Origin of the sequence: Photobacterium swingsii, assembly GCF_024346715.1 — a bacterium.
Taxonomy (GTDB): Bacteria; Pseudomonadota; Gammaproteobacteria; order Enterobacterales; family Vibrionaceae; genus Photobacterium; species Photobacterium swingsii.
In genome coordinates this window covers 1,639,916-1,662,321 of sequence record NZ_AP024852.1, presented here as the reverse complement: position 1 = coordinate 1,662,321, position 22,406 = coordinate 1,639,916, and the positions used below count along the sequence as shown (strand labels likewise).

General features: G+C 42.6%; 21 protein-coding genes. 8 read left to right on the top strand and 13 right to left on the bottom strand.

Annotated elements, in window-relative coordinates; translation table 11 throughout:
- Nucleotides 1-4 precede the first annotated feature (4 nt).
- Nucleotides 5-841, top strand: a complete 837-nt coding sequence (locus OCU77_RS07800) for an arginase family protein (protein ID WP_048897277.1) — start codon at nucleotides 5-7, stop codon at nucleotides 839-841.
- Between the two features lie 188 nt (nucleotides 842-1,029).
- Here the strand turns inward: OCU77_RS07800 and phnX are convergent, their stop codons facing one another.
- From phnX to phnW, 3 genes are read right to left on the bottom strand one after another with little or no spacing between them, the layout of a single operon-like run.
- Nucleotides 1,030-1,839 (bottom strand): phosphonoacetaldehyde hydrolase, encoded by an 810-nt coding sequence (gene phnX, locus OCU77_RS07795; protein ID WP_107302441.1) that lies wholly within the window; start codon nucleotides 1,837-1,839, stop codon nucleotides 1,030-1,032.
- A 32-nt stretch (nucleotides 1,840-1,871) separates the two neighbouring features.
- Nucleotides 1,872-3,242, bottom strand: a complete 1,371-nt coding sequence (locus tag OCU77_RS07790) for an aspartate aminotransferase family protein (RefSeq protein WP_107302458.1) — start codon at nucleotides 3,240-3,242, stop codon at nucleotides 1,872-1,874.
- Nucleotides 3,243-3,301: 59 nt separating this feature from the next.
- Nucleotides 3,302-4,420 (bottom strand): 2-aminoethylphosphonate--pyruvate transaminase, encoded by a 1,119-nt coding sequence (gene phnW, locus OCU77_RS07785; protein ID WP_107302440.1) that lies wholly within the window; start codon nucleotides 4,418-4,420, stop codon nucleotides 3,302-3,304.
- A 264-nt stretch (nucleotides 4,421-4,684) separates the two neighbouring features.
- Between phnW and OCU77_RS07780 the strand changes: the two genes are divergently transcribed.
- Nucleotides 4,685-5,701: a putative 2-aminoethylphosphonate ABC transporter substrate-binding protein gene (locus OCU77_RS07780; RefSeq protein ID WP_390624765.1), complete on the top strand. Its 1,017-nt coding sequence runs from the start codon at nucleotides 4,685-4,687 to the stop codon at nucleotides 5,699-5,701.
- Nucleotides 5,702-5,846: 145 nt separating this feature from the next.
- Here the strand turns inward: OCU77_RS07780 and OCU77_RS07775 are convergent, their stop codons facing one another.
- Nucleotides 5,847-6,014 carry a hypothetical protein gene (locus tag OCU77_RS07775; RefSeq protein ID WP_160314690.1) on the bottom strand — a complete coding sequence of 56 codons (168 nt, stop codon included), beginning with the start codon at nucleotides 6,012-6,014 and terminating at the stop codon, nucleotides 5,847-5,849.
- Nucleotides 6,015-6,256: 242 nt separating this feature from the next.
- On the opposite strand from OCU77_RS07775, the gene OCU77_RS07770 reads away from it, so the two are divergent.
- The 3 genes from OCU77_RS07770 to phnR all read left to right on the top strand — a co-directional run bounded on the left by OCU77_RS07770 (nucleotide 6,257) and on the right by phnR (nucleotide 10,036).
- Nucleotides 6,257-7,333 carry a putative 2-aminoethylphosphonate ABC transporter ATP-binding protein gene (locus OCU77_RS07770; RefSeq protein ID WP_048897276.1) on the top strand — a complete coding sequence of 359 codons (1,077 nt, stop codon included), beginning with the start codon at nucleotides 6,257-6,259 and terminating at the stop codon, nucleotides 7,331-7,333.
- A gap of 27 nt (nucleotides 7,334-7,360) precedes the next feature.
- Complete coding sequence (locus tag OCU77_RS07765) at nucleotides 7,361-9,070, top strand: putative 2-aminoethylphosphonate ABC transporter permease subunit (RefSeq protein ID WP_107302439.1); 1,710 nt, start codon at nucleotides 7,361-7,363, stop codon at nucleotides 9,068-9,070.
- A gap of 258 nt (nucleotides 9,071-9,328) precedes the next feature.
- A complete protein-coding gene (phnR, locus tag OCU77_RS07760) occupies nucleotides 9,329-10,036 on the top strand; it encodes a phosphonate utilization transcriptional regulator PhnR (RefSeq protein ID WP_048897275.1) in 708 nt (235 codons plus the stop codon).
- A gap of 74 nt (nucleotides 10,037-10,110) precedes the next feature.
- On the opposite strand, the gene OCU77_RS07755 is transcribed toward phnR, so the two are convergent.
- The 5 genes from OCU77_RS07755 to OCU77_RS07735 all read right to left on the bottom strand — a co-directional run bounded on the left by OCU77_RS07755 (nucleotide 10,111) and on the right by OCU77_RS07735 (nucleotide 13,475).
- Nucleotides 10,111-10,359, bottom strand: coding sequence for a hypothetical protein (locus OCU77_RS07755; RefSeq protein ID WP_144414872.1), 249 nt, complete (start codon nucleotides 10,357-10,359; stop codon nucleotides 10,111-10,113).
- Between the two features lie 229 nt (nucleotides 10,360-10,588).
- Nucleotides 10,589-10,837: a hypothetical protein gene (locus OCU77_RS07750; RefSeq protein WP_048897273.1), complete on the bottom strand. Its 249-nt coding sequence runs from the start codon at nucleotides 10,835-10,837 to the stop codon at nucleotides 10,589-10,591.
- Between the two features lie 149 nt (nucleotides 10,838-10,986).
- Nucleotides 10,987-11,217, bottom strand: a complete 231-nt coding sequence (locus OCU77_RS07745; protein WP_144414871.1) for a hypothetical protein — start codon at nucleotides 11,215-11,217, stop codon at nucleotides 10,987-10,989.
- Nucleotides 11,218-11,302: 85 nt separating this feature from the next.
- Entirely contained in the window at nucleotides 11,303-11,671 is a 369-nt protein-coding gene (locus tag OCU77_RS07740; protein ID WP_048897271.1) for a hypothetical protein, read from the bottom strand.
- Between the two features lie 439 nt (nucleotides 11,672-12,110).
- Nucleotides 12,111-13,475: an FAD-dependent oxidoreductase gene (locus OCU77_RS07735; RefSeq protein ID WP_048897323.1), complete on the bottom strand. Its 1,365-nt coding sequence runs from the start codon at nucleotides 13,473-13,475 to the stop codon at nucleotides 12,111-12,113.
- A 573-nt stretch (nucleotides 13,476-14,048) separates the two neighbouring features.
- On the opposite strand from OCU77_RS07735, the gene OCU77_RS07730 reads away from it, so the two are divergent.
- Entirely contained in the window at nucleotides 14,049-15,029 is a 981-nt protein-coding gene (locus OCU77_RS07730) for a TerC family protein (protein ID WP_048897270.1), read from the top strand.
- A gap of 136 nt (nucleotides 15,030-15,165) precedes the next feature.
- Here OCU77_RS07730 and folE read toward each other — a convergent pair whose 3' ends face one another.
- Nucleotides 15,166-15,819, bottom strand: a complete 654-nt coding sequence (gene folE, locus OCU77_RS07725) for a GTP cyclohydrolase I FolE (RefSeq protein ID WP_048897269.1) — start codon at nucleotides 15,817-15,819, stop codon at nucleotides 15,166-15,168.
- Between the two features lie 376 nt (nucleotides 15,820-16,195).
- On the opposite strand from folE, the gene moeA reads away from it, so the two are divergent.
- Both moeA and moeB read left to right on the top strand, forming a co-directional pair.
- Nucleotides 16,196-17,431 (top strand): molybdopterin molybdotransferase MoeA, encoded by a 1,236-nt coding sequence (moeA, locus tag OCU77_RS07720; RefSeq protein WP_048897268.1) that lies wholly within the window; start codon nucleotides 16,196-16,198, stop codon nucleotides 17,429-17,431.
- A gap of 90 nt (nucleotides 17,432-17,521) precedes the next feature.
- A complete protein-coding gene (gene moeB / locus OCU77_RS07715) occupies nucleotides 17,522-18,268 on the top strand; it encodes a molybdopterin-synthase adenylyltransferase MoeB (protein WP_084711681.1) in 747 nt (248 codons plus the stop codon).
- A gap of 385 nt (nucleotides 18,269-18,653) precedes the next feature.
- Here moeB and OCU77_RS07710 read toward each other — a convergent pair whose 3' ends face one another.
- The 3 genes from OCU77_RS07710 to OCU77_RS07700 all read right to left on the bottom strand — a co-directional run bounded on the left by OCU77_RS07710 (nucleotide 18,654) and on the right by OCU77_RS07700 (nucleotide 22,340).
- On the bottom strand, nucleotides 18,654-19,208 hold the full coding sequence (locus OCU77_RS07710; protein WP_048897267.1) for an OmpA family protein: 555 nt from the start codon (nucleotides 19,206-19,208) through the stop codon (nucleotides 18,654-18,656).
- Between the two features lie 314 nt (nucleotides 19,209-19,522).
- Complete coding sequence (locus OCU77_RS07705) at nucleotides 19,523-21,139, bottom strand: peptide ABC transporter substrate-binding protein (protein ID WP_048897266.1); 1,617 nt, start codon at nucleotides 21,137-21,139, stop codon at nucleotides 19,523-19,525.
- 358 nt (nucleotides 21,140-21,497) lie between these two features.
- Nucleotides 21,498-22,340, bottom strand: coding sequence for a CvfB family protein (locus tag OCU77_RS07700; RefSeq protein ID WP_048897265.1), 843 nt, complete (start codon nucleotides 22,338-22,340; stop codon nucleotides 21,498-21,500).
- Between the last annotated feature and the right edge of the window lie 66 nt (nucleotides 22,341-22,406).

Sequence of the window (22,406 nt, the reverse complement as noted above, 5' to 3'; positions counted from 1 at the left end):
CACAATGTTAAGCATATTCAAACGCTACCGTATGCGTCACAATCACAACCAACCCGTGCACCCTTTTACACTAATGACGGTATGTGAACGCGTAAAGCCCATGTCTCAGGCTTCGTTTGAATTTGCTCAACAAAGCCTAGAACTGGCTTCATACTGGCTATACCCGCAAGAGTCTAACCCGAATTATTCTGACGCAGGGCACTTTGTGCTGGAAGGCAATAATGATGTCGCTTTTCAGCACTGCCTGAGCAAGCATCTAGGGTTGCACTCTATCCCTGTCGTGCTATCAAACTGCCATGAAACCTTACTGCATGCTCTACCCATTGTTGCACTGAAAGATAAAGAGATTGGTTTGATTAACATTGGGCATCGTTTCGATCTAAAACAAACATTAGATGTACAAGTCGGCTCTGTTTATCATTTTGCGTTAAATCGCTATGACAATACACGCTTACTTTGTTTGGGCATTGATGAAGAAATCCAAACAGGTCAGCTGTATGAATATGCTGAAGATCTGGGGGTGAACTGGCTATCGTCGGATGAATATAGCTTCCGAAATCGCACCTCGCATAAGTCTCAACTATTAAGCTATACCAGCCACTGCGATCACCTTGTTATTACCATAGATCTCGCAGCCTTGATGCCTAGTGCTGGATTTGATGACAATAATCGTCTTAATAATAAAATGATCCTTCGTACTCTCCGTCATTGTGTTTTGTCGGGAAAGGTGAAAATGATCCAATTGGTAGGTGCCAAAGACAACCTCATTTGTTCAAGACAAACCAAGGAGATTTTAGATGCTTTATGTGAGCTTCCCCCTATTCTGACTCACGCGGCCTGAAAGTAATCACGTAACCGATTCAAATACAGACAGTTCAAAGACAAGCAACTCAAATACAAGCAATTAAAATAGCAAACACACCTAAAAGTCACTGAAAGTGATAAGCAAAAGCTAAGCAGCCTCTATACACTAGAGGCTGCTGTGTTTATTGCTCGCGGTAAAGATCGGCGTACTTAGATCAATCTCATCTATGGTCGCTCACCTTGCGCCAAACGACGATTAATATCGGCAATCACTTCTGGAAGTTGTGCCACTGTGTCAATCTGATAATGCGCCCCCGACATTGCAAACGCATCTTTTGCCTTATTGCGTGCTTGCGCTAGTCGCTCAGTATCTGCAGCCTCAAACTCTTGCTGCGTTAAACCCGCTTCATTACCCGATAGTAACAATGCCACAGTCCACATACCGGCATTCAGCCCTTCCGTAATGCCTGGTATTGAATCGTCCACCTTCACACATGTTTTTACATCATCGACTGCTAGTTCAATCATGTTCTTAAGCAACATGTAAGGTGCCGGTCGGCCACCCGCAGCAAGGTCATCCGTGGCAACCGCACAATCAGGGCTAAAACCGTTTGCTTTGGCTGCAGGCAAGAGTTCATTCAAGACAACGCGCGGGTAGCCTGTGCATGAGCCTATCTTAATACCTTGCTCGCGAAATCCATCAACCACACTTTTTGTACCAGGGATCAAGTCAGCATGCTGAGCAACTTTGGCAATTTGCAATGGCATGAAGGTTTGGTAAATTTTATCGATGTCATTGGTATCCATCGGCTTACCGAATTGAGCCAGCCAGCGTTGAGCCACTTCAGGTAATTCGCCAACACATTTGATGTGATCCCACTTACCAAGCCCCATCGGCACGCGTGCTTCTTCTAACGAGATATCAAAACCATATTCACGTTTAAATGCTTCAACGAAGATAGATGTCGGTGCAAATGAGCCAAAATCAACAACTGTACCAGCCCAGTCAAACATTACCGCTTGTACTTGTTTCATGTTTACAATCCTAAATTTGTTATGGAGTCACATTACGTTGTTAAATCAGTCGAATGAACAACTTCTGAAATGGCTTGCTCGACAATATCGAGGGCTTTAGCTAAGTCTTTTCGCTCAATGATCAAAGGGGGACTCAGTTGTAACACATTGCCTTGTGAGACTTTGAAGCTCACACCAAGCGCTAAGCTGCGATATAACACCTGCTCAGCAGCATCAAACGCCCGCTCTTTGGTTAGCCTATCGGTAACGAGCTCGATCCCCCACAGTAAGCCAATGCCACGAACATCCCCAATAATAGGAAAACGTTGTTTCATACTCTCTAAACGTTCGGCAACATAAGCAGCATCATCTCGCACTTTCACTAACAGATTTTGCTGTTCGATCACTTCCATTGTTGCAAGCGCAGCAGCACAACCAATCGGGCTTTTCTCGTGGGTGTAATGCCCTAAAGAGACATGCGCAGCCGTGTTGTATTCATCTTTAGTGATCAAAGCCGCCATGGGCACAACGCCGCCACCTAGCCCTTTACCAATGCAGAGCATATCGGGTTCGATCCCCATGGCTTGGTGCGTAAACCATTCACCCGTACGCCCCATGCCATTAGGAATATCATCGATAATAAGCATCACATTGTGACGATCACAAATTTCTCGAATGCGTTGCCAGTAGGCTTTACTCGGCACTTGCACATCAGTATTGCGCACACCTTCAGCAATGAACGCCCCAATGCCACCTTCTTTCTCAATCACGTATTCAAGGTAGTCGGCATAATGCACATCGCTCCCCTCTGATGAAGGAAATGCGCCGCGGTAACTCACTGCAGGCGGTATACGTTCAACACCCGCCATTAGCGGCCCCATACCTTCACGGAAACAAGCCTCTCCCCCCACAGAAATGGCATCTAATGACGCACCGTGAAAAGAATCCCATAAGGAAACCACCTTGTAATTGCCCGTAATATAACGCGCTAATTTCAACGCCATTCCCACCACAGAAGTGCCCCCCGGTGCGAACAGCACACGATTAAGATCGCCACCAGCAATCTCAGTGAGTTTCTTCGCGCAATCTATCGCTGTTTGGTTGGTAAAGCGACGTGGCGAAAAAGGAAGGCTCGCCAATTGTTGTTGAATCCGACCTAATACATGAGGATGACCATAGCCTAATTGATGGACATTATTGCCATGAAAGTCCATGTAGCGCTTACCCGCTGCATCTTCAAGATAAATACCATTCGCCCCAACTAGTGCGTCTAAACAGGGTGTCGACATGGCTTGATGCAAAAAATACTGGCTGTCTTGCGTTAGCATGGTCTGCGTTTGTAGATCGGCAATCGATGCCACCCAACGCTCACGAGCGGGGGTTATATTGGTATCACCTTCACTGCGTAACGCGCGCATATCCATGTGAGTTGTTATTTGATTGGGGAGCTGACTCGCCACAGTGTGACCCTGTAACCTATCCATTATTGGTTACCTGCCAGCCAGTACATAGACTCACTCACTGCTGTGATTAAGTTTTCAATATCATGGTTGTGCACATCACCGATGTTACCTATTCGGAAGCAATCAGCGTTCGAGACCTTGCCAGGGTAAATAACGAAACCCTTTTGTTTCAGCAAATTGTAGAACTGCTTAAAGTCATAATCTGGATGTTCTGGCGAGAAGAAAGAGGTGATGATTGGTGAATGTAAATCACATGGTAGTAAACATTGGATACCGAGCTTTTCCATGCCTTCGACCAGAATTTTTTGGTTCATCGAATAGCGATCAAAGCGAGCAGCAACGCCTCCTTCTTCGGTCAACTCAATCAGTGCTTGATGAAACGCTCTAACCGTATGTGTTGGTGAAGTAAAACGCCACTTCCCTTGGTTGATCTCCATGCATTGCCATTGATCATAAAGATCCAGCGATAGCGAACGCGCTAAGCCTTTACAACGTTCAAGTTCGGTTTGTTTCGCAATCACAAAACCAAAGCCCGGTACGCCCTGAATACATTTGTTTGCAGAGCTGATCATAAAGTCGATGCCAAGCTCGCCAATATCCATAGGGATACCACCAAAGCTCGACATTGCATCAAGGATCATGACTTTGTTGTGCGATTTAACTACATCACACACAGCCTCAATCGGATTCAACATACCAGTAGTGGTTTCACAGTGCACCATAGCAACATGAGTGATTGTATGATCGGTTTCTAACACATCAATTAACTGTTCAACACTTGGCTGAGTCACTTCGTCTAACTCAATGACATGGTGAGCAATATTAAGGTATTGCGCAATTTGCCCAATACGCTCACCGTAAGCACCATTGTTGACCACTAATAGCTTGCCATCAGCAGGAATAACGCTACCAATGGTTGCCTCAACAGAGGCTGTACCACTCCCCTGCATTAAGACACTTGTGTAGCCATGATGCTGCGTTGCCATCTGCACCAGCTGCTGACGGATCACCTGAACAATGCCTTTGTTATAGTCATCATCCCATGTGCACCAATCTTTTAGCATGGCTTCACGTACACTCGGTGACGTCGTTAGTGGGCCCGGTGTTAACAGTAAATATTGATTATCAACGTTTTCCATTGCGCTCTTTCCATTTGGACTATACCAGATAGAAAAACTATAACGACTCCGAGGATTAACTGTAAATCCCTCAACCATAGAGTTAATAAAACTTTCACATTTCAGTATGCACCCTTTACTAGCCTGTTTTTAAGCTGTCATCGCAGCCACATAAAACTGTTAACAAAGTGAAACCCGGTAATCATTGAACTGTCATATTGCCGCTCTAGCATCATTCCTGTCGCAACAATCTGGTACATACCAAACTCAATTCATGGAGAAAGAATGATGAAAAACCGTTGGATCATTGCACCTTTGACTGCAATAGCTGCTCTTACTGCTACCCCTGCTTTTGCTGCCGAAGAGCTAACGGTATACACCGCTTTTGAAACGGATATGCTCGCGAAATTTAAATCAGGTTTTGAACAAGCAAACCCAGATATCAAGATCAAATGGGTACGCGATTCTACGGGGATAATGACGGCGAAGTTGCTGGCAGAGAAAAACAATCCTCATGCTGATGTCGTTTGGGGGTTGGCAGGTTCATCCATGGCACTGCTCAAAGACAACGGCGTACTGAAACCTTATTCGCCTAAAGGTTTAGATCAAATTCGCACCACTATGGTTGATCCTGAAAACAACAAAGCATGGTTTGGTAACGATGCTTTCTTCAATGCCGTATGTTTCAACGAAGCGGTCGCAAAGGCGCAGAACCTGTCTAAGCCAGAAACATGGGATGACCTCCTAAAGCCTGAATATAAAGGGCAAATTGCAATGCCAAACCCTGCCTCATCAGGAACGGGTTACATGCAAGTGTCAGCATGGATGGAACTCATGGGTGAAGATGCAGCCTGGGATTACATGAGCAAACTGGATAACAATATTGCGCATTACACCCACTCAGGTTCTAAGCCTTGCGTGCAAGCAGGTATGGGGGAAGTCGCGATTGGTATTTCGATGGCAATTCGTGGTGCTAAGTTGAAATCGCAAGGCGCACCGATAGACATTATTCTGCCGAAAGGCGGTGTCGGTTGGGAATCTGAAGCGGTTGGTCTTGTTAACCCTCAATCAGATGCGGCAAAACGCTTAGTGGATTGGTCTATCTCTAGAGAAGCCAATAAACTCTACAACGAGTTCTACCCTGTTGTTGGCCACAGCAATGTCAGCACACCCGTGAAAAACTACCCAAATGTTGAAGAAGCCATGGTGAAAATGAACTTCTCTAAAATGGCCGCAAACCGTAGTGAAGTGCTGAAAGCTTGGTCTAACCGATTTGATGCGAAATCAGAGCCTCGTGGTTAAGTTTTACTAATCAATATATTAGGCCACAAATAATCTTTATCACTGCAATATTGATAAACAACATAAAGTTAAAACGGTGCCTAGTGCACCGTTTATTTCGTCTTATTTGTTCAAAAATAAGAGAAAGAAGGTAACTATCATTCCCTTAATCAACAACACTGAGCTCAGTTATAACGAGCGGATCAGGTTGAAATACTGGATTCAATTTCTTAGTCTGGAACTCGCGCTCTTCTAAAACGGCTAACTCTCTTTTCATCTCTGACAGCTCACGTTCCATATAAGAAATATTTCGACGAAGCATTTTCATTTCCATAACTATTCCTTATCTACTTGTTCCATTCAAAAATAACAAACTTGAGTCGACTAAAAAATGACCAGCGATTCAATTTCTTTTTTTAGTTCGACAAATAATGCGTGATTCAGCAAACATTAAGTATTAACTCTGTTGCTTATTTTCACCACTATGGTGTTGTCTTTTTTTCGTCAATCTAATGTCATTATATTGTAACGCCTACTCGGTAGATTTGGTATATACCAAAATGAGTGAGTTTTAACATGGAAACGTATCTACAGATTAAGAATGTGAGTAAACAATTTGGACAATTCACTGCTTTAGAGAACATTTCTCTTACGATCAATAAAGGTGAATTCATCTGTTTTCTTGGTCCTTCAGGGTGCGGTAAAACCACCCTATTACGTGCTATTGCAGGCTTAGATCTCGCCAGCTCAGGTACCATCATCCAAAATGAGAAAGACACGACTTTCTTATCCCCAGAAAAGCGTGACTTTGGTATCGTCTTTCAATCTTATGCACTCTTTCCAAACTTAAGCGTTTTCGACAACATCGCGTTAGGTCTTCGCAACCAAGGTAAAAGCAACAAAGAAACGGATGATATCGTTAACCACTGGTTATCAGTAATTGGCTTACCTAAAGCTGGCATTAAGTTTCCTAACCAATTATCCGGTGGCCAGCAACAGCGCATAGCACTAGCCCGTGCCTTATCATTATCACCAGGTTTGTTACTGCTTGATGAACCTTTGTCAGCTTTAGATGCAAAAGTACGTACACATCTTCGTGAAGAGATCCGTCGCTTGCAGCGTCAACTCGGGATCACCACGATTATGGTGACCCATGATCAAGAAGAAGCACTCGCGATGGCAGATCGTATTGTTGTGATGAATCATGGTGTTATTGAGCAAGTCGGCACACCTCAAGAGATCTACCAACAACCCGCTTCACGCTTTGTTGCTGAGTTTGTAGGTAATATGAATTTCATTCCAAGCTCTGTGGTGAGTGATCACGAAATTCGCATTGGGGAGTCTTTGTTAGAAAAGCCCTGTGAATCACTCAACCGCGGTGATCGTTTTGAACTCGCACTTCGCCCTGAGGATCTTCGTTTCAGTGTCGATGAGCAGCAATCTGAAACCTCTTTTCCTGTTCAGATCGAAGATCTTGAGTTCCAAGGTACCTTTGTGCGCGCCGAATGCACCTTGCAAGGTGACTATCATGCTAAACCCATCAAAGTTGATGTGCCTATTCGTGAAACACGCCAATTAGGTTTAGAGCGTGGCCATTTCATGCACCTCAATATATCGAAAAAACACGCACATATTTTCCAGCTTAATCGATAAAGGCATGTACACATTATGGATACGACGATGACCCCATCTCAGTCAATGGGCAGCCAGTATTTAACCCAACTTAAAGCCAAATTAAGTCGTGACAACGTCACTCTAGCAATCATACTGATCTTGCTCACCTTAACCATGGCTTTGTTTGTTCTTGGGCCACTGGTCAGTATGCTGCAAAAAAGTGTGCAAGACACCCAAGGCAATTATGTGGGTATGGCTAACTTTGCCGAGTACTTAACATCGCCAGCCTTGTGGCAGTCATTACAAAATACCGTCACCATAGGGTTAATTGTGACCTTGAGTGTTGGCATATTGGCGTTTGGTTATGCCTATGCGCTGACCCGAAGCTGCATGCCATTTAAAGGGGTGTTTACCGTTTTAGGAGCTGCCCCTATTCTTGCACCATCGCTTTTACCCGCTATCAGTTTAATTTACCTCTTTGGCAATCAAGGCATCGCCAAAGAGCTACTATTGGGACAATCGATTTATGGTCCAATCGGTATTGCGATAGGTTTGATCTTCTGGACATTTCCACACGCTCTGATGATATTATCGACGTCTTTGAAAACTTCCGATGCTCGATTATATGAAGCCGCACGAGCGCTAGATACCTCTGCTTTCAAAACCTTTTTTGTAGTGACATTACCCGCCGCGAAATACGGGTTAATCAGTACCTTAATTGTCGTCTTCACCTTGGTTGTATGTGACTTTGGTGTACCTAAAGTCATTGGCGGCCACTACAACGTATTAGCAACAGACATTTTTAAACAAGTTGTCGGGCAACAAAATTTTTCAATGGGTGCGGTGGCCAGCGTAGTGCTATTACTACCCGCTGTATTAGCTTTTTTTGGCGACCGCTGGGTACAGAAAAAACAAAAAGGTATGTTTGATTCACGCTCTGTCGCTTATGTACCGACACCAAGCCCGCTACGTGATGGGGTTTGCTTCATCTTTTGCTCTGTTATTTCGTTTGCGATTCTAGCAATAATTGGTATGGCAATTTATGGTTCACTCGTTACCTTTTGGCCGTGGAACTTAACCCTGAGTTTAAATAACTACAACTTTGCGGAATTCAGTACTTATGGTTGGGAGCCGTATTTTAATTCATTAAAACTGGGGAGCTTGGTTGCCGTTGTGGGAACAATCGTTATTTTCTTAGGAGCATACTGCATCGAGAAAGGCCGTAGTTTTGGTGCATTACGTAGTTTATTACAAATGTTTGCCATCATCCCTATGGCTGTGCCTGGGTTGGTATTGGGCTTAGGTTATATTTTCTTCTTTAACCATCAAGCGAACCCGCTGTCTATGCTGTATGGCACCATGGCCATATTGGTTATCAACACCATAATTCACTACTACACTGTCGGACACATGACAGCGCTAACAGCCCTTAAACAACTCCCTGCCGAGGTAGAAGCGATTTCAGCCTCTATCAAAATGCCACAGTACAAAACCTTTTTTAAAGTTACTGTACCTGTTTGTGCACCGGCCATTTTAGAGATTGCGGTGTACTTGTTTGTCAATGCCATGACAACAACCTCAGCCATAGTATTCCTGTATGCCACAGACACTATGCCTGCTTCTGTTTCTGTACTTAACATGGATGACGCAGGTCAAACAGGCCCAGCAGCAGCTATGTCCGTTATGATTTTATTAACGGCTGCCGCAATGAAGCTAGCACATGTAGGATTAAACAAAACACTCGACCATTACACCCAAGCATGGCGTAAACGCTAACAGGCTAAGCTATTTATTCGCACTGTGAATAGACATGATGAATAAGCGCTGTAATCTACATTTTGCAGTGCTTTTTCATTTCTATTCCCCCCCTATTATTAGCACGACGCCATATTTCACATTCCATTATTCTTCACTCTTTGGCATCATAATGCTTATCCGATTGATGATTAAATAAAGCGCTTCAAGGCGTTTTGTTAACACATTTTGTTATCACAGAGTGCGTAATCGAATTGGCATTTAACCAGAAGGCAAACTGTGCAGTACATCAAAATCATGGAAGCGATCAATGAACAAATTGACGCGGGACTATTAGCACCAGGCAACAAACTTCCAGCTGAAAGAAAACTTGCTGAATCATTCAACACAACACGTGTTACCTTGCGTGAGTCTTTGGCATTACTTGAATCAGAAGGGAAGCTATACCGTGAAGATCGTCGAGGCTGGTTTGTGTCACCCGAACCATTGCGCTATGACCCAACACTAACGACAAACTTTTCGTCCATGGCAAGCGCTCAAGGCCGCGTTGCACGATCTGAACTCATTGATGCCAAGCGTGTACCAGCAAGTCGAAGAGCAGCTTCGTTACTAGACATCTCTCCTTTTTCTGAAGTTTACCGTATTGACCGTTTGCGCTTTCTAGATGAGCGCCCTGTCATGGTAGTGACCAATTTCGTTCTGCCTGAATATTTTCCGAACTTGCTTGAACATGATGTGACAACCTCGCTTACAGACACTTACCGCGAACACTACAATACCCTGTATGCCAAAACACGTTATCGTGTCAGTACCACATCATTACTTGGGGAAACTGCACAAGCCTTACGAGCAACAGCAGGTAGCCCTGCGATGTTTATCGAGCGATTAAATTACGACCAGCATGGCAATATGATTGATTGTGATTTGGAGTATTGGCGGCACGATGCATTAAGTATTGAATCTGTTGCAACCTTATCGAAAGGCTAATACCAACGAAGTGTAAAAAAAAGCAAGAACGAGATACCCTCATCGTTCTTGCCTTAATCAGTCGCTATTTCTAATTAATTATTGCAAAGTTCTTCGCGCAGCATTGCCATTGTTTCACTAAATTCAGTCGTACGCTTTAGCGCATTAATGAAAGGCAAGGCTTGTGAGCGAAACGCACTCAATAGCGCTTCTCCTTGCATATTCACCTCCAAACTATCATCTAATGCAACAGCAGCTATGCATGCTTGTACTTTTTCATCATTAGCGTTTAGTTCTACCACACGGCATAACTGTATTAAGCTTCTTATTCTATTTTGAATCATTGTGTAACCTGTCATACATCCTGTTAAATCAAACCCAAAGGTTAAATCGGACGGTTAATTTTTATTATGAGTAAAAACCAAATAAAACAATGTTTTAAATGAGGGTGAACTGTAGCAAAACTACGCTACTAAATTCAAGGGAATTTACAAAAACTGTTTAATATAACACTTAAAGGTTATGGGGAGTTATGCATAACACAAAAGCAACCTCTCCCATCAACAACAGGAGTCACACTTCCAACAGCTGTTCATTAAGAATATTGAGAATAGCGTTAAATTCATCTGTTGTTTGAAGAGCATCCATAAAGATGCTTGATGGTGCTTGGTATGCGTGAATAAAACAGTCACCCAATTCACTATCTTGAAGACTATCACTCATCGATATCGCAACAATACTTGCTTTAGCCTTGTTATTGTGAATATTTACATCCATTTCTTGGCAAAATTGTATTAACCACTTTACTCGATTACGGATCATTGGATATCTACCTATTAATAAAACATCGTTTCCATTAGGTGTGAACTTATCAATTAACTGAGAAGTTATCCAGTAACTTTACTCAATATCCCTCATTATGTAAATTTGAGGTATATTTTGACCCAATCGATTATCACTAAAGTGAAATCTTAATGATCAACCTTGCTGTTTTTTATAAAATCACTCATTTCATCGTTAAGAATATCAAGTGCAACCTTAAATTCAGAGGTGTTATTGAGTGCACTGATAAATAACGAAGATTGTGTTCGGTAAGCAGACATTAATGCTGCGCCCAATTGATTATCATGAATATTTTCATTCATTGAAACAGCCACGATACACGATTTCACATTATCATCAGCAAGATTTATTTCCATCATATTACCAAAGCGAATTAACTTTCTAAGTTTATTAACAATTATCATATTATTAAATAGTTAACATTTCATATAATAGGAAGCATTCTTACCAAAGATATTTGTTATAACAAACAGCATCTCCAGTAATGTTGAGTAATTCTTGAAATTGAGGCGTCATTTTTATAGTTGTTAAAAATAATGAGTGGCATGGCGATTCTATGATGCTATGCAAGTTTGACTCAACCTGGCCTTCACATTTTTTGTAGTTCATAGCAACTATCGTTATTGCGACTTTAACTTTATCAGTACTAATATCTAACTCACAAGCCTTTGCAACACCCAAAACACTTTTCAAGTTAGATTTCATCTCTAGGCTTTCTAACGCTTCTTCAACGTTGTTATCATCAAGTTTAATCCCAACACTTCGAATAACCTCTAGCATTTCTTTGATGTTAGTCACGTTATTATTATTCATTTTTCTCTTCCTGTCGTTTAAGGCAGACTAGTTTGTCTTACGAAGGAAAGATACTCAAATTAACTTTTGTTAAGTTTAATTCTCTTTAATTACATAGCATTACAGTAGAATCATTACTCTAAAACCAATTCACCAGCCCAGGTGGCAAGCAGTAAAGCGTACTAAAAAAAGCAGGACGAACATTAGCATATAAAATAGGCTGGAAAATTAGATTAATATCTATACATATTACTTTCACAATCACTTCTGATTGTTATAGGAGGTTGACCTTACATCAATATCTATTCTAGTAACGCTACTTAACTCGCAATTTCAGACTATTATTCTATTTAAAACCAACCACATGAATGATAAGTATACAAAGGTGCCCACTCATTAAGTTTCTCGCTATAGACATGCCATTAACACTTAAAAATAAGCAATATAATCTATCGCAGAATTAACCTTTATCAGCTTTTCCCGCAGCATTGGCAAACTTAGCCAGTTGCCTATCAAGCCAGAGCGGTGTTTTATTTTCATCTTCTGCCGCTTCTTTTCGACGAATAGCGTCACGTACAATCATAACGCCTATCCAACGAATAGGCTCAGGCGGGAATTGCCCTTTTGGCCCCGAAGTTAGTCCACATCGACTCCATTTATTATCTTGCTCTAACACCATCGACGATAATATTTTCCCGCCTATCCATGTTTGAGCAACACCGTTACCAGAATACCCTAGCCCATAATAAATATTCGCGTTCTGCTTCATCTTGCCAAAAAAAGGTAACCCTGTCGTTGAACGGTCTGATGCCCCCGTCCAAGTAGCATCGAAACTTTGTTGCGACAGCGATGGAAATAAACGATTAAATGACTGACGTAATATCTTTGTGTACCGACTTGGTTGATCAAACACTTTGCTTAACTTATTCGCAAACGAAAAATAGTTGCCCCCTTTGCCTAACATTAATCGACCGTCCACAGTCGTTCGGTAATAATGAACAAATATCCGTGAATCAACGATCGTTTTACCGTCATTTATGCCTATCACCTTTAGCTTTTCAGGAACAGGGGCTGTAATCGCCATATCCGATGAAACTAATACCACACTGCGCTTAAATTCTGGGAATTTCTCCATCATCCAAGCATTTAAAGCTAACACGACCTTACCTGCATAGATATCCGCTTCTGGTGTGGTTATCGTAATAGGTACATCAGTATTTATGTCCTCCATTGGCGTATTTTCATAAATGACTACTCCCATTTTTTCAGCAACACGCTTTAAGCCACGCGCCAATTTCGCGGGCTGAACACTTGCAGCTGCTGATGAGTAATAACCTTCACAAGGAAGATCGGATCCCGCATCTTGCTGTACACGATCTATTTGCCATTGCTGCCAACTATTGATTTCATGTTGATCTAGTGCTTTGAGTACAGGATCCATACTGCCTTGCTGTGCTGCGTTTGTGGCGGTATATAAGGTGCCATCAACACGCAACTCAGCATCAATACCATGCAGCTGGCAAAAGCGTTCAATTTCAAAAATTGCTTGTTCCGACGCTTGGACTAAACGGATAGCCTCTTGCTCACCGTAGAGTTTCTTCATCGACAAATACTTGGTGGACCATGTCAGCATGCAGCCACCATTACGGCCAGATGCCCCACTCCCACATAAGCCTTTGTCTATCACAACCACATCCAGCTCTGGTTGCTGCTGTTTAATATTAATGGCAGTCCATAAGCCAGTGTAACCCCCACCGACAATACACACGTCGGTTTGTATATCTCGTGTCAATACATTGATCGTCGAAGGCGGCTCTTGTTCCATTGCTTGAGCAAACCAAAAAGGTTGAAAGCAACTGTCATTTGCTTTGCTCACCTTGCCCGATTTCAACGCCTGCTTTGTTTCTGTACCTGCTTCTTTTTCTGTTGGCATAATTCATCCAGACTGTTAATGGAAATTTACTGGTATAGACCAGCAACTTAATAACTACTTTACCAAAAACGATTTGAGGCTCAATACATGCGGTGGCATTGACACAGAAAGTTCATTTTGGTCTTTTTTCTGTCATAGAAATTATCTTTATAGCCAAGATCGAAAAAAGCGCTGGCGTGAATACATTTTCAGGAATAGAATCCACTTGTTTGGGGAGTAGTCACACTCTACTGACTGTAATTAGCCATTGCTGGCTAGCTACAAACAGTGAATGTTCGCCTGTCGTCATCCCGGAGCCTCATGCTCCCGGCAGCCGTAAGTTAATGACCTTTCATCAGCTTTGACAAGACCAACGCCATTAATGTGTACACCCTAGGTGTATCTGTACGTTATGCGCGGAAGGTCAACGTCAGCCCTCTTTATTAGTGCTCTTGCCTTCCGCGTGATCTGGAAGGAGTAAACCCTATGAGCCTTTTTTCTTACGAAGGCTTCGCCGTTTTAACATTGTTAATGTTAGCGCTCGATTTATATCAAACCCGTGGTGGTAAAATCACCATCAAAAAAGCGGCTATTTGGAGCTTATTTTGGGTTGCGTTAGCGTTAATCTTTAATGTTGTTATCTACTTTTACTGGCCTGTTATGGCGCCAGAAAGTAGTTACACCAGCAATGAAGCGGCAACCGCATTTTTAACTGGTTACTTACTCGAAAAATCGCTTAGCGTAGACAACCTCTTTGTTTTCGCATTGATTTTCGGTCAGTTTGCTGTACCTGAACATTTACGCCCTCGTGTATTGATGTTGGGTGTGGTCGGTGCATTGTTATTGCGTGCAGTCATGATCAGTGTGGGCGCACAGCTATTGGCTGAGTTCCATTGGGTGCTATACATCTTTGCGGCATTCTTACTCTACACAGGCTACAAATTGTGGCGTGAAGATGACGAAGAACAAGAGGATTTCTCAAACAGCTTGCCTGTTCGTCTTGTGAAAAAATGTGTTCCAGTCTCGGATGAATACCATGGCAACAAAATGTTGTTCAAAGGAAAAACAGGCTGGATCGCAACACCGTTACTGATTGTTGTGGCAGTGATTGCGTTAACCGATGTGATGTTTGCGCTAGATTCCATTCCTGCAATCTTTGCTGTGACACAAGAACCTTTCTTGGTTCTTACGGCAAATGTGTTCGCACTGTTGGGCTTACGTTCACTGTACTTTGTATTGGAAGGCATGTTGACACGTTTCTGCTACTTGCGTGTCGCATTGGCGTTCATTCTGAGCTTCATTGGTATCAAGATGCTATTGATGGAAACGGCTTACGCAATTCCAACACCAGTTTCTTTAGCTGTGATTGCATTAACTATCACGATCGCGATTTCGGCCTCGCTATGGAAAACACGCGACCAAGCCGTTACTGTAAAAGCGGATGTTAAAGCAAACAATGAGTTATAAGGCTTTCCGATAACGGTTAACAGTCAGCCGCAAATACTGATCGAACCGAAAATCAGATAATAAAAAACCGCGAAATTTCGCGGTTTTTTTATATCTAGATACTTTTACATCTGGTGCTTATCGCGAGTACACGTAACTAGCGAATGCCGTGCAGAAACTCGGCGCGAGTCGCTGGATTCTTCTTAAAGATACCGCCCAGTGCTGTGGTTGTCGTTTCACTGGTTGCGTCCATCACACCACGTGATTTCACACAATAGTGCGTTGCATCGATAGTTACGGCAACGTCATCGCTTTCCAGTAGCGTTTGTAAAGCCACTAAGATTTGCTGCGTTAAGCGCTCTTGTACTTGTGGGCGCTGTGCGAAAAAACGCACAATACGGTTAATCTTGGATAGACCAATAATTTTACCACGCGGAATATAGGCCACCGTTGCTTTACCATCGATAGTAACCAAGTGGTGCTCACAAGTACTGGTTAAGGTAATGTTTTTAACCCGCACCATTTCATCACACTTCATCTTATTTTCGATGACGGTAATTTTAGGGAAATTCGCGTAATCTAACCCAGAGAAAACTTCATCAACATACATTTTCGCAATGCGATGTGGAGTTTCCATCAAGCTGTCATCGCTTAAATCAAGCGAGAGTAACTCTAAGATCTCACGCATGTGGAATTCAATTTTCTCTTTTTTCTCTTCTCGACTTACCGCTTTTTCGGTCATCGGAGTTTCAAGGCCACGTGCCGCTAGGGCATCGCGCACTAACAGTGCGGATTCACTTAATGCTGTCATTCTTTCCCTCCACTTGGCTCAGGCTTGAATGCGAAATAGCCTAATTTACAACGCCAGTGCTTAAATCTGCCCCGAAGGATACCGCCAAATGAGAAGAATTACACCTCGTAATTAGTAGGTGTTTAGTCTGTCGCAAACGTTTTCTCACCAAGAGGCGCAATATATAAGCCTTACAAGCAAGAGATTCTGCGATTTAGCCATATTTGGTATAGGGCATAGTCGTATTTTTTGTCATAATTAACGCAAAAGGAATCAATAGAAAAATCATTGTTCTATCTAAGGTTCTTTTCCTGATAACGAAATAAGCCAAGACTTATCATTTAGTCCCACCGACTATGCTTGGTGGGTACATCACTAACGACGGACATGACTGATTATGGGATGTTGCGATACGCCGGGCCTAATGCCTGTTGAAACAGCGCTAGAAAAAATTCTTGATCAAGTAACAGCACTTGAAACCAAAAGTACCATTGCCCTACCCGATGCAATGGGGCATGTAATTGCAGACGATATCCGCTCTCCGATTAATGTCCCTCCTTTTGCCAATTCAGCGATGGATGGCTATGCCGTTCGTACAGCCGATCTGGTCGATACAGACACACTAACCCTTGCGGGTAAATCCTTTGCAGGTATTCCTTTTGATGGCGAGTGTCAAGCGGGCCAATGTATTCGCATCATGACAGGCGCGCAAATGCCAGAAGGTGCTGATGCCGTTATCATGCAAGAAGAAACCGAAGTCGATGGCGACACAATTCGTTTCTTGATCAAGCCACCAGCAAACGACAACGTGCGCCCTATTGGTGACGACGTGCGTTTAAATGATGTGGTGGTTGCGAAAGGCTCACGCGTGACAGCACGTGAAATGCCCCTGCTAGCATCTTTAGGTATCGCAACCGTTTCTGTGCTTGTTCGCCCTAAAGTGGCTTTTTTCTCGACAGGTGATGAACTTCGCCCATTAGGTGAACCACTTGAAGCGGGACAAATCTACGACAGCAATCGCTACGGTATTCGCGCCCTACTTGAAAAGTTTGGCTGTGATGTTTTAGATCTTGGCATTATTCCTGACAGCCCAGAGCAACTTCGTGCCGCTTTCCATAAAGCATCGACTGAAGCCGATGTGGTGGTTACATCAGGCGGTGTGAGTGTGGGTGAAGCCGACTACACCAAAGACATTTTGGACGAACAAGGTGAAATTGGCTTTTGGAAAATAGCCATGAAACCAGGCAAGCCATTTGCTTTTGGTACTATCAATAATGCATGGTTCTGTGGCTTACCGGGTAACCCAGTTTCAGCCATGCTGACTCTGTATCAATTAGTCCAACCTATGCTAGCTAAACTTGCGGGTCACACACAGTATCAAGCACCGCAACGCCTAACGGCAAAAGCAAGTACTATGTTTAAAAAGCGCCCTGGCCGTACTGATTTCCAACGTGGTATTTACAGCATTAATGCTAGTGGCCAAGTTGAGGTGGCAACAACGGGTAACCAAGGGTCTGGCGCGTTTAACTCTATGCACCATGCTAACTGTTTTGTCGTACTTGAGCAGGAACGTGGTCGTGTTCAAGCGGGTGAAGATGTGACGATTGAGCTATTCAATCACACTATGTACTAAGTACAGTGATACCGCTTCACGCTGAATAAGCGCATTTAATCAATGCGCTTATTCCTTGATTTAAAACGTTACGTTTAAATAGGATTTACTGTGGTTGAATTAACCGATGCAGAAATGCTTCGCTATAACCGTCAAATTATTCTGCGTCAATTTGATTTTGATGGTCAAGAAGCGCTCAAAGCATCATCTATGCTTATTCTTGGTGCAGGTGGTTTAGGCTGTGCCTCTACGCAGTATCTGGCTGCAGCGGGCGTTGGCAAGCTCACACTCATCGACGATGATAACGTTGAAGTGTCTAACTTACAGCGTCAAGTATTGCATAACGATAGCACTGTGGGTCAGCTAAAAGTTGATTCGGCAAAACGCGCCCTTGAAACGATTAACCCTCATCTACACGTTGAAACTATTGCGAAGCGTCTAGACGATGCCGAATTGCTAACATTGATTGAGCAACATAACTTAGTGCTTGACTGCAGCGATAATGTCGAGACTCGCAACCAACTGAATCGTTTATGTTTCCGAACTAAAACACCATTGATTTCTGGTGCTGCCATTCGTATGGAAGGTCAAATCAGTGTTTACACTTATCAAGACGATCAGCCTTGCTACGAGTGTTTAAGTGCCTTATTTGGCCAGCAAGCCTTAACCTGTGTGGAAGCTGGGATCATGTCACCCGTTGTCGGTATCGTTGGCGCTGTTCAAGCAATGGAAGCAATCAAAGTCGCCGCTAATTTAGGCACACCGCTAACCGGTAAAATCCTAATGCTTGATGCCATGTCGATGAATTGGCGTGAAATGAAATTAGGTAAGCAAGCAAACTGCTCAGTGTGCGGCTAATTCATCGTATTCTGCCTGTTCAATTTTAAAGAAATAAAAACACCGCGCTAAATGATATTAATCGCGGTGTTTTATCTTTTCGTGTTTTCATCATTATCGTAATCACACACACTGCCTCAATTACGCTATTATTCTTATCTATCCCAACACTATTGGCTGACTTATCCCCTAACGATTACTATCCGTGTGCGACAATCACCCCCAAAGCTAATGATAAGAAGAACGCAAAACTTACAAAATAACTGGCCCAAGTCATAGCCGCATTTGCAGACATTTTATTTCCCTATAATCTTAATTAAACCACACAGTACATTTGTTATTGCAAACAAGTAACGATTAGTCACTAAATTAGCGGCTACATGTTATAGCCGCATGACATCAATCATTAAAATTGATCGAAATCGGGTGTAATTCGAATATCAATACGACGGTTTTTTTGTCGCCCTGCAGCCGTATCATTATCTGCGATTGGACTGACTTCACCAAACCCGTAGGTATTCACTTGCTCTTTATCAACGCCACGTAGTGTGAGGTAATTAGCAACAGATTTTGCGCGCTTATCTGATAACGAACGGTTGTATTCATCGCGGCCTAAGCTATCAGTATGACCCCCAATAAACACTTTCGATTTTTCATTTTTTGCAATCAGCGCAGATAAGGCACTCAACACTTTATGGCTATCGCTACGAATGTAAGCACTGTTGTAATCGAAACTACGATCGCCATCCAGCAAAATAGTGATCTGATCACCGTTGCGGCTAATAACACCATCTTCGCGCTCAACAATACGTTCAGCTTTAGTGTAAAGCTGCGTCATATAGCGATCAGCGGCAGACTCGTTATACGTTTCTTGAGCCTGAGACTGACCACTACCATTCGACTGGCATCCCACCATAACTAAAGATGCAATAGCCAGAGCACCAACCTTCATCCATTTCATTGTTCTTTTCCTGCTGCGAAATAAGAACAAACAGTACCAAATCATGCTTAAAACAGCAGTGAAGATAAAAAGTAATATGGATTCACCTCGCAAGATTATATGTTGATTTCAAAAAGAAAAAGTTGAATCTTGATATTAGCCGAACAATGTACGCCCTCCTCTTTTCTCAGCGAAAAGCCCTTCATACTTTAAAAAGTCACTATGAGTTATTCTTATTGCTATATCGTCACGGCTGATCAAATAAAAAACCGAGCATCGCTGCTCGGTTTCATTTCATCATACTCATCTGCAACGCTTAGGTTGCTAGTGCGGTGTTATTGCGTGATATACATATCACGAGTAAAACGTGCATCACCCGCATTTTCAATTGAGTAACCACCAACTTTCGTTTGCTTCAACACTGAGCGTGTATAGAAGTAGAGTGGAATTGCAGGCATTTCTTCAGCGAAAACTTGTTCCGCTTTCTGGTAGAACTGATTACGCTTATTATCGTTAGGCGCTTTAATTGCACTCGACATCGCTTTATCGTAATCAATATTGCTCCAGCCAGAATAGTTCATACCGTGGCTTTCGAAATACGACAAGAATGTTGATGCTTCGTTGTAATCCCCAACCCATGCATAACGTGCCAACTCAAAGTTCTTCTCGCGAAGTTTCTCTAGGAAGGTTTTCCACTCTTGGTTAGCAAGCTCTACATTCACACCAAGGTTTTTCTTCCACATTGAAGAAACAACCAAAGCGAGTTTTTTATGAGATTCACTGGTGTTATAAACCAGCTCAAATTCCAGTGGGTTATTTGGACCATACCCTGCTTCAGCTAACAATTCTTTTGCTTTCTTATTACGCTCTTTCTGACTAATTTCACCCCACGCCAGTTTCGGCGCTTCAAAGCCCGATACTGACGGTGGTGTTACACCATAAGCAGGAAGTTGGCCTTGGCCTAGAATAATATCCGTAACAACATTACGATCGATTGAATATGCAAGAGCTTTACGAACGCGCGCATCATCAAACGGGGCTTTATCCATATTGAATAAATAGTAATACGTACCCAATGACGGCATAGTTAATAATTCATCTGGGCGCTCTTTCTTAATCGCTTTATATTGTTCTAGCGGGAATGAAGAAGTGATATCAATTTCACCGGTGCGGAAGCGGTTATATTCAGCCGTTAGATCTTGAATTGGTAAATAAGTGACTTGGTTAATCACTGTCTTATCATTATTCCAATAACGTTCGTTACGCTCAAGGACGATACGCTCATTCAATACCCATTTAGATAGCTTGTACGCACTGCTTGTAACTATGTGCTCAGGTTTAGTCCAGTTGTCACCGTACTTTTCAACCACCTCTTTATAAACTGGGTAAGTCGATGGATGAACCATCATTTTAGTAAAGTAAGGAACTGGCTGATCTAAGGTGATCTTCAATGTGTGGGCATCAACGGCTTTAACCCCAAGCTCATCAATGGGCTTCTCACCTTTGTTGATTGCTTCTGCATTATTAAAACGTGCCATGGTTAAATACCACGCATACGGTGCTGCCGTTGCTGGATTAATTGCACGTTTTAGACTGTATTCAAAATCGGCTGCTGTGATTGGTTCACCGTTTGACCATTTTGCGTCTTTGCGTAAATGGTAGGTGTAGACCATACCGGTATCATCCACTTCCCAGCTTTCAGCAAGTGCCGGTACAACATCCCCATTTAGCCCTTCAGAAACAAGCCCTTCAAACATGTCTTGAATTACGCGTGAACTTGCAGTGTCAGACGAAAACGTCGGATCCAGTGTTGGTACTTCATCACCGTTACCACGTACAATTTCTTGTACTTTCGCCAACTTAACGCCAGCAGGTACATCAGCAGCTTGAACATTTGCCGCACAAGCCATTGCAACTGCTATTGCAACCACAGAGCTTTTTAACGCATTCATATAAAATCCTTTTATGTGTACGTAATCGTTGAATTCTTGTCATGCTCGCGAGGTAAACATTATATCGCGAGGTATTAGGTACAACACTCATCCATCATGTCATAACTGCTTGTTTCTATTAACCATGTCGAACAAGTCCAAATACTCGTACATGTATAACGAGAAAAGGTAGACTTGACTAGTTTTTTCCTCAAAAACATGACTTACAGTGGCGTTTTTTTGCACTGAAACCACTTATCCTGTTTATATCCCTTCCAGCCAGTGTGATATAGCGTTCAAAGCTCTTCATTGATTTTTAGACATAAAAAACGCCGTTACTATGAAGCAACGGCGTCTAGAGTCTTTACTTGGCGGCGACTTAGTCGTTATCGTTTAAGCGAATACCTTCACGCTCAATAACAATCAGACCTTTCTTATACAAGCCACCGATTGTCTTTTTAAACAATGCTTTACTGGTACGAAACTCTTTGAAGATCTCGTCTGGCGATGATTTATCACTCAATGGAATGAAGCCACCTTTTTTACCTAGCGTAGTCAATACTTTATCCGCTAGATCGTCAACACCCGCTTTGCCCGCTTTTTGCAGTGACAAATTGATTTTGCCATCTTCGCGAATTTCTTTAATGTAAACTTTTAGGCTCTTACCAATAAATAGCTTACCAAAAGCTTCAGTCTTAAATAATAGACCCCAGTGTTGACCTTCAATCACAGCTTTAAAACCAAGATCCGTAATTTCAGCAATGATTACACGAACTTCTTGGCCAACTTTGTACTTAGCCGGTGTTTTATCAAGGAATCGGTTGAACTTAGTCGAGCCAACGATACGACCAGATGCTTTATCTGTATAGATACGTACCATAACATCTTGGCCAACTTCTAAACGACGACGTTGCTCACTGAATGGTACTAATAAATCTTTCATTAGCCCCCAATCAACAAACGCACCAATTTCACATGTACCAACAACGCGCAGTAATGCGAAATCGCCCACTTTTGCTTTTGGCTGCGTTGTTGTCGCAATAATTTCATCGTTCGAGTCAAAGTAGATAAATACTTCGATCTTATCACCTAGTTGAGTGCCCTCAGGGACAGAGGATTTCGGCAGTAAGATATTGCCAAAGTCATCACCACCATCAAGAAAAACGCCAAAATCTACTAATTTGACGACTTCTAATGTGTTGTATTGTCCAATTCTAATCATTCTATGACACTCTCAGGGTAAATAATTTCAATAGTATTGCTGAGCGCATTATACGTGATGTTAAAC